The sequence below is a fragment of the Botrimarina mediterranea genome (genome assembly GCF_007753265.1).
GTDB classification, from domain to species: Bacteria; Planctomycetota; Planctomycetia; order Pirellulales; family Lacipirellulaceae; genus Botrimarina; species Botrimarina mediterranea.
Genome location: NZ_CP036349.1, coordinates 2692022 through 2706457 on the forward strand (window position 1 = coordinate 2692022; position 14436 = coordinate 2706457).

The window sequence follows — 14436 nt, forward strand, 5'->3', positions numbered from 1 at the left end:
GTGCTGGCCCGGGGCGTGGTTACTTGTTCAAGGCTTCGTCGGCGTTGCCCATGGCGCTGGCGATCATCGTCCACGCCGCGAGTCGGTCCGCGGGGAGCGCCTCATCGACGGGCGCCTCGCCGACGGTTAGCAAATGCTCCGCCGACTCGGCGTTCGACGCGTAGTGCTCGAGCAGCCGCGCGAGCGACTTGCCGATCGCCTCGGCTTCTTTGTCGAGCAGCGGGCGCGAGAGCACCCGCTCGGCGATCCACTGGAGCTTGGCGTCGTCATCGGCGCCGCCTTCGGTGAGCGCCCGCTGCGCGAGCACGCGCGACGCCTCGATGAATTGCGGGTCATTGAGAGTCACCAACGCCTGGAGCGGCGTGTTGGTGCACTCACGAGTGATCGTGCAGGTCTCGCGCGACGGCGCGTTGAAGACGTCCATCGACGCCGGCGGCGCCGATCGTTTCCAGAACGTGTACAGGCTGCGGCGATAGAGGGCGTCGCCGTGGTCTTGCTTGTAGTTCCTCGTGTCGCTATCGGGCATCGCTACCGCTTCCCACACGCCGGGCGGCTGGTAGGGCCGCACGCTCGGCCCGCCGACGCGCTTCACCAATAAACCGCTCGCTGCGAGCGCATGGTCGCGGACCATCTCGGCGTCCATGCGGCGCCTCGGTCCGCGCGACAGCAGGCGATTGTCGGGGTCGTGTTCGATCTTGTCTTCGGTCGTCGCAGCGCTTTGGCGGTAGGTCGCGCTGGTGACGATCAACCGATACATCCGCTTGACGTCCCAGCCTGAATCGCGGAACTCGACGGCCAGCCAATCGAGCAGTTCGGGGTGGGAAGGCAACTGCCCGCTGACGCCGAAGTCGCCCGCCGTCGAGACGAGGCCCGTGCCGAAGACCTCTTGCCAGAAGCGATTGACCGTCACGCGCGCAGTGAGCGGGTGGTCTTCTTGCAGCAGCCACTGGGCGAAGCCGAGCCGATTGCGGGGCAAGTCCTCGTCGAACGCCGGCAGCACCTCGGGCACGTCGGGCTTCACCTCGTCGAGGCGCTGGTCGTACTCGCCGCGGTCGAGAATAAACGCCGTGGCGGGCGTGTCGCGTTCTTGCATGACGTGCGTGATCGGGCTCCGCGCCTTGATCGCCGCGAATTCGGCGCGGAACGACGCCACGCGCGAGACGGCGTCGCGATGCGACGCGTCGAACTCCTTCAACCACCATGCGAACAACGCCTCTACTTCGGCAGGTTTGCGATCGGCGGGATCGCGTCTCAGCGAAGCCGCGAGCGGCGCCCCGGCGAGGCGGGAAATCTCGGTCTCTTCAAGGGCGCCGCTAGAGACCCGCAGGTCGGTGACGGCGACGCCCACCGCGCCGCTGCCGCCGCTCCGCTGGCCAACCTTGAGTGGGGCCTCGGTGCGTGTCGTTTCGGTGAGTGCGTCCGCCTTGGTTTCGAGCGCCGACTTGACGCCGTCGATCCAAACCCGATAGCCGTCTGCCTTGCGGCTGCCGTCGTACGCCAGCACGACATGGACCCACTTGTCGGTTGGCGCCTCGTTGACGGCTAGCACTTTGATCGCGTTGCCGGGCCAGTTGTGGATGAGGTGGCCGCCGATCCGCTTACCCTCGACCCAGAGGTCCCAGCCCCGATAGTCGGCGCCCTCGTCCATCCGCGCGACAATCGCGCCCGAAGCGCCCGCCGCGGGTAGCTTGACCCACGCCGAGACGTAGAACGGTTGGTCCTTGTCGAAGTCGCCGGCCTCGGGAGTTTCGGCAACCGCCTTGTCGCCGATCACCGCGGCTTGTCCGGCGCCGAAAGGACCTTCGGCCCACTTGGTCGCTTGGCTCAGCGGGAGTGTTCGTGCTTTCCCCAAGACAGCTGCCGCCGTTGTCGGCGCTTTCTCCTCGCCAGCAGGCGCTTGGTCGAGCGGCGCCACGAAGTCGGCGGGCTGCGATGGCTCGAACGCCGCTGCGTCGTTGGCGGTTGCGCTCGCGAGCCACTCGTCGAATCGCGGCCGTGCGGCGTCGCGCGTCGTGTTGACGTCCGTCTCGGCCTGGGCGATCTGCTTCGGGAGGGCTTCCCAGCGCTGGCGGTCTTCGGCCGACGGTACGACCACGATTGGCGGCGTGTCCTTGACGTTGCCGTCCATCGGCCGCTGGGTCGTGTTATTGAAGAACGCCGACAGCTCGTAGAACTCGCGCTGCGAAACAGGGTCGAACTTATGATCGTGGCACACGGCGCAGCCAACCGTCAGCCCCATCCACGCCAACGCCGAGGTTTCGGTGCGGTCGCGCGCGTAGAGGACGTTGTACTCCTCGTCGATCGCGCCCCCTTCACTCGTGGTGATGTTGCAACGGTTGAAGCCCGACGCGATCTTGTCTTCGAGCGTCGCGTCGGGCACGAGGTCGCCGGCGAGGTTCAGCAGCGTGAAGTGGTCGTAAGGCAGGTTGCGGTTGAAGGCGTCGATCACCCAATCGCGGTACTTCCACATCTCCCGGTAGTTGTCGATGTGGATGCCGTGCGTGTCGCCATAACGCGCCACGTCGAGCCACGTCCGCGCGCGGTGCTCGCCCCAGTCGGGTGACTCGAGGAGCCGATCGACAAGCCGCTCGTAGGCGTCGACGCGGGTGTCGTCGAGGAACTCCTGCACCAGCTCCGGCTTTGGCGGCAGGCCGGTGAGGTCGAGGCTCACGCGCCGCGCGAGCGCGCGGCGGGCGGCTTCGGGCGCCGGCGACAGCTTCTGCTCTTCCAGCTTTGCAGCGACGAAGTGGTCGATCTCGTTGCGCGGCCACCACGAGTTGGCGACTTGCGGCGGCGCCGGGCGCTTCGGCGGGATGAACGACCAGTGCGGCTCGTACTCGGCGCCCTCGGCGACCCACCGCTGGAGCGTCTCGATCTGCTCGGCGGTGAGCGTCTTCTTCGACTCGGGCGGCGGCATCTGCTCGTACTCTTCGTCCGAGAGGATGCGGCGGATCATCTCGCTCGAGTCGGCGTCCCCCGGAACGATGGCGCCCATCTCCACCGCGCCCATCCCGTCAGCGCCGTCGCGCTGGTCGAGGCGCAGGTCGGCTTGCCGCGATGCGCTGTCGGGGCCGTGGCACGACACGCAGGCGTCGAAGAGGATCGGGCGGATGTCGCGGTTGAAACGCAACTTCTCCGCCGCGGTGGCCGAGGGGAGCGCTCCACCGACAAGGAAAGCGGCGACGACCGTTAGTCGAACGAGGCGACGCGAACCAGCCATGGGCGTCTCACTGCAAGGACAAGAGCCCGCGGCTTGGTCGTTGGTGAACCGGGGCTAACTTGGATTGCCCCGCCTTATAACGCCAGGCCGCGGCGATTTTCTGAGCCTAATCGATGGCGTCGCAAGGCTCAACCTCGCCGCAAGGGCGCCGACTTGCCCAGCGTATGAAGAATCACGCCGCGAGATGGAGAATGGCGCCCAGAATCCTGAATATCCAGTCGCCTGCCAGAAAGAAATAAGGAACCGCAGAGGCACGGAGAGCACGGAGCGACGCACAGAGGGGTTTTTCCTCAGTGCTTTCCTCCGTGCCCTCAGTGGCTCCGTGGTCCATTAGTTAGAATCGGTTGCTCAACGGCCGTGGTGCTCGATCGCGGCGGGGAGCTCCGGGTCGACGAGGCCGCGCTCGCCACGGCCCTCGTCGTCGATGCGGATGTCGGCGACGCGTTGGATGCGCGGCAGGTCGGCGTCCCAGTAGCGATTGAGCTGTTCGCGCGACGGCGTGTGGTAGGGGCGCACGAAGCGGAAGCCGACGTCCTGGGCGTCGTCGTTGGCGAACCACCAAGGGCTCTTGGGCCGGTTGGGGTCGTAGTCCTGCCAAGTGTCGTCGTCCGACGCTCGGCGCGCGGCGCTGGTCGCTTCCTCAGTAGCGAGGAAAGCCGAGCCACCTTTCAGTACGCGCGGGAAGAGCTTGGTCGGCCAAGCGACCGGCGGCTCGCCGCTGGGGCCGTCTTCGTCGTTGAGGTCTGAGTAGGGCGCCTCAGAATAAGCGTCGAGCACCCACTCGCTGGCGTTGCCGTGCATGTCGTAGAGACCCCACGGGTTGGGCCGCTTCTGTGCGACCGCTTGCGTCTCGTAGTCGGCGTTGTTGTCGGTCCAGGCATACTCGTCGATCACATCGTTGTCGTTACCGAACGAGTAGGCCGTCGTCGTCCCCGCCCGGCAGGCGTGCTCCCACTCCGCTTCACTCGGCAGCCGGTAGCGGTCGCCAGACAACAGGCTCAGCCACTTCGTGTACTGCTTGGCGGCGAACTGCGTCATCGACACGGCGGGCAGGTCGGGCTCGTCGCCCGAGCCAAACGTGAAGCTGGCTTCGTAGAGCTTCGACGGCGCCGTCACCGCATCGACGCGGTTGTCGTCGGTCACTTGGCGGACGCCCGCGTCGTCGAACTTCTCGAAGACGGTGCAGAGGTCCATGTAAAGCCGGTACTCGGCCCAGGTGACCTCGGTGCGGCCGATCCAGTAGGGCGCCAGCTCGACGGTCACGGTCTCGCCCGTTTCTAGGTCGCCGACGGTCGTCTTGCCGCCGGGGATCGGCTCCATCCAGAAGGTGACCGAAGAGCCGGGGATCGTCGCCTCGTAAGGAACCAGGAAGACCCCGTCCAACTCGACGTAGCGGCCTTGGTCAGGACGTGCCTCTAGGACGCCCTCACGTTGCGCGTAGCACGTCGAAACGGCCATCGTGGACAGAATCAGCAGTCGGACAAAAGCGGTCAAATTCAAGCCATTGAGCAGGGTTGTAGGAGAGCCGACGACGTTAGTCGCCGGTGGGTGTCAGGGGAAATGGCATGGTTCGTAGCGCCCACCGGCGACTAACGTCGCCGGCTCGCCGTCTATCGAGATGGTGAAGCGTTACGCTTTCGCTAGCACGCCGGGGATTGCGACGGGCGGTTCGGGGACGTCGCTCCAGCTGTACTGGTCGGGGCCGAGGCGTGTCGGGTCGGCGATCGCTTCGTCCCACGACAGGGTCTGGCCCGAGTACGCCGCCATCCGGCCGAGGTGCGCGATCCGCGTGCTGTTGACCATGTAGTGGCCGTTGTCGATCGGCTCGTTGTCGCGGATCGACTTGAAGAACTCGACGTGCTCGTTGAGGTACATGCTCGGCTTGGGGCCGTCGTACCGCCACTCGCTGCCGCTGGGGTTCCAAATCCGGTTGGCGAGGATCTCGGCCTTGCCCTTGGTGCCGTGGACGATCTCATCAACCCGCTGCGTGCACTTGTGCTGCTGACGGCAGGTGAAGTAGACGCTCTGGCCGGTGGGGTACTCGTAGAAGACCGTGAAGTGGTCGAAGACGTTGCCGTACTTGGGATCGGTCCGCTGCTGCCGACCGCCGATGCCCATCGCCTTGGTGGGGCTGAGGTCGCCGAGCAGCCAGGCGGTCTTGTCGAGCGAGTGGATCGCTTGCTCGGCGATGATGTCGCCCGACAGCCACGTGTAGTAGAGCCAGTTGCGTAGCTGGTACTCCATGCGGCTCCAGTCGGCCTTGTCGCCGCGGTGCCACAGCGTGTCGGAGTTGTAGCACGACTCGATCGCCACGATCTCGCCGATCGCGCCGTCCTCGATCCGCTTCATGGTCTCACGGACGCCGAGGTCGTAACGCCAGCAGAGGCCCGAGACGATCGACAGCCCCTTCGAGGCGGCGAGCTTGCACGTCTCGGCAATGCTCGCCGCGCCCGCCATATCGACGGAGACCGGCTTCTCGATAAAGACGTGCTTCCCCTTCTCGACCGCGTAGGCGAACTGCTCGGGGCGGAAGTGGGGCGGCGTCGCCAGGATCACGACATCGACGCCCGAGTCGATCACCTTCTTGAAATTGTCGAAGCCATCGAACACGTGGTCCTTGTCGACCGCGACGCGGTCGGCGACCGAGTCCTCGAACTGGATCGCTTCGAGACCGCCCTCGGCGCGGTCCAGGAACGCGTCACCGACGGCGACGAGCTTCGTGTTCGGGTCGGCAGTCAGGGCGTCGATCGCGGCGCCGCGGCCACGCCCGCCGCAGCCTACCAGCCCGACGCGCATCGTCTCGTCGGCGCCGGAGTGCGCCGCGCGGGCGATAGGGTTCGCCGCGAGCGTCGCCGCCAGCGAGCCCGCGGCGACGGAATGCTTCAAGAAGTCACGACGACTGGCGTCGGAAGCGGTATTGGCTGAGCTATTATTCGGCATGGCCGTCTCCTCGTTCATGTAAGTCTAGGCTGCTCAACCGAGCAGCACCTGATCCATCCGCCGGCTGATGTCGGCGAGCTCGTCGCGCCCGCCGCCGGTCACCTCGGCCGTACACCAGCCTGAGAAGTTGATCTCAGCCAAGGCCTCACGCACGGCGGCCCAATTCACGTCGCCGTCGCCGATCTTGCAGAAACCGGCGGTGACGCCCCAGTCCTTGACGTCGAGCTTGACGATCCGCGAGCCGAGCACCCGAATCCAGTTCTCACTGGCCGAGAACTTCTGGCTGTTGCCGATGTCGTAGTACGAACCGACCCAGGGGCTATCGATCTCGTCGAGGTAGTCGCGGAGCTGCTCCGGCGTTTCGCAGAAGCCGTTCCAGACATTCTCGATCAGCACCCGTACGCCCAACAGCGAAGCGAGCGGCAAGACCTTCTTGATCTCGGCGACCGAGCGCTTCCAGACCTGATCGTGGTTGGCTTCTTCGTTGACGACGCCCGGCACGAGCAGAACGGTGAAGCCGCCCATCGCGTGCGCGTCGCGGATCGCTTGTTCGAGGATCGCCCGCGCGGCGTCGCGCGTCGCTTGGTCGGGCGCCGAGAGACGCACCTGCCAGTGGCGCTCGTTGACGAGGCCGTGGATCGGCATGCCGGTCTGCGCCACAGCGGCGCGGAGCTCGTCGATCGGGGGCTGGCCGGGGCTGATCAGCTCCATGCCGTCGTAGCCCAGCTCTTGGCAGAGCTGGAACTTGTCGAGCGGCGGGCCATCGATATCGATCATGCCCCACTTCACCGCCTTGCGGAATGTCTTGACGTCATCGCCGAGACCTGTCGGGGCAGGGCCTGTCGGGGCAGGGGAGAGGCCGCTGGACGTCTCGGCAATCGCGCGCTTCGGCGCGGCGGCGACCGCGGCGGTGGCCGCGATGACGGCGCCGAAACGCCGGCGGCTGAGATTTATGTTCATTCGGCTTTATCCTCTCAGTAACGCGTCGCTGCGTGGCGGCGGCGCCAATCGATCAATTTCAGAGTGAAAAGCATCACTGCGCTGGACGGCTCGGGCACGGCTTTCGCCGATGTCGTGGCGGCGTAGGCGTCGCGCCAGACGGTGTAATCGGCGGCGTCCACGGCGCCGTCGCCATTGCCATCGGCCGTTGTGTCGACGGAACCATACCGCGCCAGCCAATGTGAATAATCGGCGAGGTCCACGTCGCCATCGGCGTCGTAGTCGCCCGCAAGCGGCGGAGTGGCGATTTCGTAGCGATACGCGTTCCCCAGCGCGCCGGTCGCGGCGGCGTCGGGCACGTAGTCGGGACCGGCGGCGTCGTTGGTCTGCACGAGGAAGTCAAACCCCTCAGCGCCACCAACGGCCGCCAACGGCAGCGACCATTCGATGTCGTCTGTCGTCGTGGCGTCGGCGGGGATGTCTTGCAAGAAGTTCCAAGAGAACGTCCCCTGCGTCTTTCCCTGGAACCCGTAGAGCCGGTTGTTGAGCACGAGATAGTCGGCGCCGATCGCAAACGCGCCGCCATCGCCGTAGTAGCCGGTGCCGCGATCACCGTCCGTATCAAGATAAATCCGATGCGCCGAGCCGAGTGCGGCAGGTTGACCGTTGCCGGCGTTGAACGTGAGCCTGATGAAGAGATCGTCGGTGTCATTGGCGATCGTTACTGAGTCGATGTCGAGCGCCGCCGGCGTGTCGCCGGCCGGGTCGGCGTCGAAAGCCGCGACGCCCGCCCAGCCGTCGCGCGGCGCATCGATGACAATGGCGCCATCCGCCACGAAGTTGCTCAGCGTTTGCAGCGGGCCTTCGACACGGTTATTCACCGCAGCGACTTTGGCGACGAATTGGTCCCAGTAAGTCGGCAACCGGTCCCACGGGTTACCGAGCACGTCATCGGTGAAGTAGACGCCGCCGACATTCCGCTCGACCGCCAGATCGACGTAGCTCGCCGCCGTGTCGCCCGAGGCGAGCGTGTGCAGCAGATTCACAAACCGCGTGCTGTCGTAGTCGGCGTTCCAGGCCGAAGGCGTATGGCCAGGGTAGGTCGAGCCGAAGTTCTCCCACACCATCAGCCGGTCCGCCGTGGGGCGGGTGAGGTAAGCCTCGACGGTGGTTGTGCCCGGGTTGCCCATCACCTCCCACTCGGGGTTGATCCCCTTCACGTGTTCATAGATCGCGTTGTAGTAATCCAGCACGGCCGGGTCGCTGGTGTTGGTGAACTCATCAACGAAGATGCCCTCGATCGGGTACCACTGGGCGTAGCGGTCGATATCGGTGAGCACTTGATTCAGCGGACGCGCGCCGTAGCTGCTGTAGACATAGCCGATCAGGTTGCCGCCCGCCGTCGTGAACGCATCCGTGACGGCGTCATAGTTGGCGTCCCGGTTGGCGCCGGGGCCGTTGCCGGGATTCATGATCGCGGTGATCGGCGCTTGGTCTAGAGCCGCCGTCATGCGCCCCCAATCGCTCCCCGGCGAGGGGTAAAAGTAGGCGGGGACGATAATCTCCAGCGCGAAGGCCGCGCCCGCTGACGCGCCCACCAAGGGCAGGATGGCCAGCAGCGTCAGCAGGCGGGCGATCGCTCCACCCCAGGATCGGTAGCTCGGAATTAGCGGTCTTGGCGTCACGGGTCCCTTCAGCGTCCGTTGGAAGAGCGACGCGCCAGCGCGCCCAGGGCAAACGCCGCCAGCAACAAGGCGGTTGGCTCGGGCACGCTCACGGCAGCGGGGGTCCCAGGAGCGCCGTAGTTGTTCGCCCAGATCGTGTAGTCGGCTTGGTTGATCTCGTCGTCGCCGTTGCCGTCCGCGGGGAGATCCGGGCCGATGTCGTTGAGGCTGTCACGCCAAACGGTGTAGTCGGCGGCGTTGACCAAGCCGTCGCTGTTGTAGTCGCCGGCGACTTCTGGGGCTGCGGCGAGCGTGTAAGAGATGACCTCGGTCACGTCCCCTTCGCCCTGATCGTTCCAGACCATGAGGTTGAACGAATCACTGGTGAAGACCGGTGTGCCCGGCGCCTCGGGTCCAATCGCCAAGCTGAGCGGGATCGACCATTCCATCTGCGTGCCAACAGGGGGCCCCGTGACGTAGTAAGGGAACGTCAGACCGAGGCCGATGAAGTCGCCTTCATAGTCAACGACGCCTTCCACACCGGTGTTGAACGTGCCGGTGGCTTGCTCGTAGGGGTAGTCCGTGATGTAGCCGAGCTCCGACCCGATCTCGCCGAGAGCGAAGACGTCGAAGCCCGTCGCCGAGTCTTGGTCGAGGTCGAACGCTAGGTACAACCCGCTGCCTAAAGGAGCGTTCGTGGTGTTGTGGGTCGTGACGCGGATGTAAAGGTTGTTGGCGTCGTTGGCGATCTGCACCGTGTTGATATCGACAAACGGGGCGGGAAAGCCGCCGGGGTTGTCGAGCGCGTCGGTGAGGGCGATCGGGATGTCGGCCCAATCGTCGAACTCGGTCCCCTCCACCTCGTCGCGCACCTGGATCGACGTTGTGAAGAGGCTGGGAGCGATCACCTGGGCTGACGCGCCCGCTCCGAGAGAGGCGACGCAGAGGATCGCCAAGAAGTTTGGTCGGTGTTTCATGGGAAATCGCCTTGGCGGCGGACGCCTAGAGGGGGGATTAGTGCGATTTAGATTCCGGGGCGGACGCGCGAAGGCGCCGCCCCGGAACTCGATTGCTAAACGTGACCGCTAACCAACTCGCCGACGAGCCGCCGCCGCGAAGAGTCCAACCAGGGCGATCGTCGCCGAGGTCGGTTCGGGGGTGCTCAGCGTGTAGCTGATCTTCGATGAAACGTCGCCGGCGCCGGCGTCGGTCCACAGCAAGAGGTCGAAGTCCGCGTCGTCGAAGACCGGCGCATCGGGAACAAAACCTCCGAAATTGAAATGCAGGCCCAGCGGGATGGCCAGTTCGTGCTCGGGGAAATCGCCGTACGGGGCCAGCAACGCGGCGCCGATGCCGAAGAAGTCGCCCGCCGCGAAGCCCAGGCCGTTGTTAAAGACGCCGGTTTGCAACTGGAACGGGAAGTCGTTCTGCCAACCGGCCTCGACGCCAACGAGCCCGAGGCCAAAGACGTCGTAGCCGGTCGCGGGGTTGCTGTCGTAGTCGATCGTGACGAACGTCGATAAAGCCAACGAGTCGTAGGACGAGTAGTAGATGTAGAGGTAGTTGTCGTCGTTGGCGACCTTGATGTCGCCGATGTCAACCGAGCCGACGTTGTCCTGCGGGTCGGCGTCGATGACGGGGACATCGGCCCAGTCGCTGAAGTCGCCGTCGATAGAAATGTACTTGTAATAGGCCGAGGCCGGGGCGGTCATCGCCACGGCGCCCAGCAAGGCAGCGAGCACGCATCTCATGAGATCTTCTCCTGGGGGGCTTCACTAGTTGAGGGAATCGCCTGCTCTCTGCTTCTTCTAAGTTCCGAACGTGGGCCTCACTGGCTCAACGCGATGCCATCCGAGCGATGGCCGGTCAAGCGATGGACATCGGGATCGATGTCGAAACTGACGAAGTTGACCGACCCGTCGCACATCGACATGTTGAATCCGCCGGAGTGAGCCGAGCCGAACTTCACGTCCTCACCAATCGTTGATCCGGACTTGTCGGGTTCAAGATTAACAGCACGATTTAGATTGATCGTAGCGACGGTCGTCCGCAGCGTGTCCTCATTGGAGCCGCTGAACCCCGCTTCATTATCGCCTTCGTCAAGACCATCGTCGTAGTGATCGGTGGACATATACTTCTCACCGACCATATAGACCTTGGAAGTGCCATCGGTGATCTTGGCGAACGTGATCTCGGATCGGCAGAACACGACGCCTGTGCCTTGAGTAACAGTCATTGCCGTTTTCGTGTCGGGATCCCGAGTTGACCAGACGGGCTGCCATGCAAAGTTCAGGGCAGCGTCGTAGTTCGTCTGGCTGTAGGGGATGCCCGCCGGATTGACCGTGGCTTCGCCACTGAACATGTCCCCCGCATTCGCGGCGTAGTCGGTGCGACTGGAAACGTCGATCGGTAGCTCGCAGTAGGCATACGGCAGGCTGGGGTTTTGTAGTGCGAAGAGATTGGCGCCTCGACGGCTTGGGCAAGTCATGCCTTCGAATGGCGACTGCACGCGCTTCTTCGTTGCCTCTTCCCTTGCCGCGCCAGTGAGACCGTCGCCGAGGTCGTGCAGCGCCTGCTCTTCGATGTACGGCAGGATGTTGTAGAGCCATCCACCTGGTTGCTCCTTGCCGTAACCGTACTCGGGATACCCGAGCCAGTTGAACACCCACCCACCGGTCGGCAGGTGCTTGTGCGTGTCGTGGTGCATGTGGAACGCGAGCGCCAGCTGCTTGAGCTGGTTCTTGCACTGCGTCCGACGAGCCGCTTCGCGGGCCGCCTGCACCGCGGGGAGCAGCAGCGCCACCAGGATGCCGATGATGGCGATCACCACTAGCAGCTCGACCAGTGTGAAGCCACGGCGGTCGTCGCTCGATCGTCGAGTCATGTTAGGTCCGTCCTTCTGCGTGAAATCACTCGTGGCGAAAATACTCAAATCACCGAACTGCCTTCTTCCGCGTGCCGCTGGACTCGCTCCGGCGGCAGCACGTGGTCGTAGAGCGCGACGTCGCGGAGCTCGCCCACGAACAGCCACGACGTCAGCGAACGCGGCACGAACTCGGCGGCGCCGATCCGCGCCGGCCAGGCAAAGTCCTCGAGCGACATCGTTCGACGCGCTTCGCCCACAGGTTCACCATTGACGTAGAATCGCACGACGCCCGTGAGCGACTTGGTTTCGCCTTCCCGGCCCGCATCCCGCTGTCCCGGGTCGGGCGCGAAGGACGCGGCGACGTGCGTCCATTGGTTCCGCTGCACTTTGCTGTCGGCGTGGAGCTGGTCCCAGTTCTTGCCGTACTCGCCCGAGCCGGTCCAGAACTGCCACTTGTCGTTCTGCCCGGCGTAGAGCGTGAACCCAAAGCACTGTTCTTTCTCGGTGTTCGACTCGAGCACCCAACGCGACGCGAAGACGGATTGGTACTCCGGCCCGCCCGAGACGCGGGCCCAACTCTCGATCGTGAATCCGGTCCGCAAATCAACGGGCGGTTTGCGCTCGGGCTCGATGTACGACTCGCCGTCGAAATAGGCGCCACGGGGCTGACTGGCGTGGACGTCGTTCAGCTCGGTCGGCCAGTTGCCGATCGCGTAGCCGTCGAAGCCGTGCTGCGTGAGGTCGAGCACCGCCCGGTGACGCCGCACCCGGTAGAGCGGCCAGTAAGCGAGCGGCTCGTCGGAGAGCACCAACCGTTCGTACGGGTGCAGTTGGGTGGTGGTGTCGTCCCACGAGAGCAACAGCCCGTCGGGCGGCGACGCGTTGTCATCGACGCGGAGGTTGCGCGAGCCGGTGTGGACCACCCGCATCGAACGACCGGCCGCGACGCTCCCCAGCGACGCGCCGACCCGCCCCCGACGCGGCAGGCTGTGGACCGAGGCGGCGCCATCGATGACGGTGACGTTCACCTCCGTCTCACCTTCGGCGGCGACGGCGTACGTGGCGGCCTCGCCGGTGACGATCGCCACCGGCGTCTGGACGGTGAGCGCGTCGTCGTGAGCGACGGTCACCTTGCCTTGCCGCACGAACAGGGTGTGCGAACCGATCACCGAGACTTCGGCAGGGCCCTGCACGAGGACCTCGCCGTCGGCGATCTCGAGCCGGGCGGCGCCGCGGGTGAGCTGGAAGACTTCGCCCCGACCGAGTGGCGAACCGACCTTGAGCGACCGCAGCAGGCCGTCGGACGACGCCACCGGCGTGAGGCCCACGACGCGGCCCAGGGGCTCATCCCCATCCGTAACGATGGACGAACGTTGCGCCGTCACCGCTACCGCCGGGATCACCCGCGGCGACGGCGTCTTGTCCCACCCCGACGCCAGCCACCCGCAGAAGAAGGCCGCGCTAACGGCAAGCCCCCACGGCGCGAACCAAGCGAGCGGGCCGAGGCCGCGCGACGCCGACGACTCGGCCCGAGTGGGTTTCGCTTCCGCCCGCGCTTGATTGGGGGGCGAATCGTCGGCGATCGGTGGGAGCGTGTCGCCGTTGGCGCTGGTGGTCTCGTCGCGGAGCGTCTCGCAGTAGTGGGCGGTCTCGATGTACCGCAGCGCGGCGTCGCGGTCGCCGCGGATCAACTCGCCGACCCGCCGCCAGCCGGCGGGGTCGAGATCGCCGAGCGCGAGTTGTTCGAGCAGCGAATCCAATTCGTCACTCGGCGTCGTGTTGTGCTGGCTGTCCGCCATAACGTTCCTTCTAAACCATCCCGTTAGACGAATTGTCTTTGTGTTTTTCTGTGGGAGGCGTCTCCAGACGTCGATGACGCGCACCACGCCGTGTTCGGCCAGGAGTCCGTAATCGGCGTCTGGAGACGCCTCCCACAAAGCCGTTTCTCAGGCGAGTCCTTCACGGCTGAGCGCTTGTCGGATGCATCGTTCCAGGGCCTTGCGGACCCGGCACATCGCGACGGTAGCCGCTTTGACGCTGCGGTTCTGGCGGGTCGCGACCTCGGTCATCGACAGGCCGACGCCGTAACGCATCCGGATCGCCTCTTGCTGCTTGGGCTCGAGTTGCTTGAGGCAACCCCGCAGCGCCGAGCGCCGCGCGTCGAGCAGGTCGCTCTTCTCGTCTTGCAACTCGGCCAGCTCGCCCACCAGGTGTTCGTCGAACGCCAACGTCTGCCGGCGCTTCTTGTCCCGCAGGTAGCCCAGCACCTCGAACCGAGCGATCGTGCAGACCCAACGGATCAGTTCCTCGGTCGGCTGCTCTTCTTCGTAGCGGAACGTATCGAGCTTTTTCCAGGCGACGAGCATCGTCGCCTGCATGACCTCGTCGATGATGTCGGCGTCGTAGCCGACGAGCGTGGCGACAAACGCCCGCACCCGGGGCCCTTGCCGCGCCAGCAGCATCACGAAGTCGTCTGGTTCAACCTTTGAGCCCGGCACCGACGCTCCGTCGATTTATTGAGGGGTCGCTTGTCTTGGAGTAAGCCGCCCGCCAGCCGTCTTCTCTGGTCAGCAGAGGCGGTCAGGCGTCCGGCCTAACCGCTCTGACCAAGCAACGGGGCATGGTAAGTAAAGGCAACACGAAATCTTCAAATTTCGGCGCCCGGAGAGATAGCCCTGCGCTTTTGCCGAAGGCCGCAGGTGCTGGGTTCGCTGTAAGGTTCTTCCCGGCAACGGGTTGCGCCAGTGCGCGGGGCAATGAGCATCGTCAGGAAGTTCATGACGAGATCGCGCGCCGTGCCGGAACCC

Annotated in this window: 10 protein-coding genes; all 10 read right to left on the minus strand. The window is 65.2% G+C overall.

The annotated features are described in order from the left end of the window. Positions 1-19: 19 nt before the first annotated feature. The 10 genes from Spa11_RS10570 to Spa11_RS10610 all read right to left on the minus strand — a co-directional run bounded on the left by Spa11_RS10570 (position 20) and on the right by Spa11_RS10610 (position 14127). Positions 20-3220, minus strand: coding sequence for a DUF1553 domain-containing protein (locus Spa11_RS10570; protein WP_145111899.1), 3201 nt, complete (start codon positions 3218-3220; stop codon positions 20-22). Between the two features lie 348 nt (positions 3221-3568). Beyond that, complete coding sequence (locus Spa11_RS10575; RefSeq protein ID WP_145111900.1) at positions 3569-4678, minus strand: formylglycine-generating enzyme family protein; 1110 nt, start codon at positions 4676-4678, stop codon at positions 3569-3571. Between the two features lie 171 nt (positions 4679-4849). Further along, positions 4850-6160, minus strand: coding sequence for a Gfo/Idh/MocA family protein (locus tag Spa11_RS10580; RefSeq protein WP_145111903.1), 1311 nt, complete (start codon positions 6158-6160; stop codon positions 4850-4852). 33 nt (positions 6161-6193) lie between these two features. Then, positions 6194-7120: a sugar phosphate isomerase/epimerase family protein gene (locus Spa11_RS10585; protein WP_145111907.1), complete on the minus strand. Its 927-nt coding sequence runs from the start codon at positions 7118-7120 to the stop codon at positions 6194-6196. A 14-nt stretch (positions 7121-7134) separates the two neighbouring features. Continuing rightward, complete coding sequence (locus Spa11_RS10590; protein WP_197529897.1) at positions 7135-8784, minus strand: spherulation-specific family 4 protein; 1650 nt, start codon at positions 8782-8784, stop codon at positions 7135-7137. An 8-nt stretch (positions 8785-8792) separates the two neighbouring features. Next, positions 8793-9740, minus strand: a complete 948-nt coding sequence (locus tag Spa11_RS22915; protein ID WP_197529898.1) for a hypothetical protein — start codon at positions 9738-9740, stop codon at positions 8793-8795. 108 nt (positions 9741-9848) lie between these two features. Further along, entirely contained in the window at positions 9849-10514 is a 666-nt protein-coding gene (locus Spa11_RS10595) for a hypothetical protein (RefSeq protein ID WP_145111913.1), read from the minus strand. Positions 10515-10591: 77 nt separating this feature from the next. Then, positions 10592-11647: a DUF1559 domain-containing protein gene (locus Spa11_RS10600; RefSeq protein ID WP_145111916.1), complete on the minus strand. Its 1056-nt coding sequence runs from the start codon at positions 11645-11647 to the stop codon at positions 10592-10594. Between the two features lie 44 nt (positions 11648-11691). After that, a complete protein-coding gene (locus Spa11_RS10605; protein WP_145111919.1) occupies positions 11692-13428 on the minus strand; it encodes a LamG domain-containing protein in 1737 nt (578 codons plus the stop codon). Positions 13429-13575: 147 nt separating this feature from the next. Further along, positions 13576-14127: a sigma-70 family RNA polymerase sigma factor gene (locus tag Spa11_RS10610; protein WP_145111922.1), complete on the minus strand. Its 552-nt coding sequence runs from the start codon at positions 14125-14127 to the stop codon at positions 13576-13578. Positions 14128-14436 lie beyond the last annotated feature (309 nt).

Excerpts from the sequence above, each read along its gene's own strand:
- Spa11_RS10570 (WP_145111899.1), bottom strand. The coding sequence starts at position 3,220 with ATGGCTGGTTCGCGTCGCCTCGTTCGACTAACGGTCGTCGCCGCTTTC.
- Spa11_RS10575 (WP_145111900.1), bottom strand. The coding sequence starts at position 4,678 with ATGGCCGTTTCGACGTGCTACGCGCAACGTGAGGGCGTCCTAGAGGCA.
- Spa11_RS10580 (WP_145111903.1), bottom strand. The coding sequence starts at position 6,160 with ATGCCGAATAATAGCTCAGCCAATACCGCTTCCGACGCCAGTCGTCGT.
- Spa11_RS10585 (WP_145111907.1), bottom strand. The coding sequence starts at position 7,120 with ATGAACATAAATCTCAGCCGCCGGCGTTTCGGCGCCGTCATCGCGGCC.
- Spa11_RS22915 (WP_197529898.1), bottom strand. The coding sequence starts at position 9,740 with ATGAAACACCGACCAAACTTCTTGGCGATCCTCTGCGTCGCCTCTCTC.
- Spa11_RS10595 (WP_145111913.1), bottom strand. The coding sequence starts at position 10,514 with ATGAGATGCGTGCTCGCTGCCTTGCTGGGCGCCGTGGCGATGACCGCC.
- Spa11_RS10600 (WP_145111916.1), bottom strand. The coding sequence starts at position 11,647 with ATGACTCGACGATCGAGCGACGACCGCCGTGGCTTCACACTGGTCGAG.
- Spa11_RS10605 (WP_145111919.1), bottom strand. The coding sequence starts at position 13,428 with ATGGCGGACAGCCAGCACAACACGACGCCGAGTGACGAATTGGATTCG.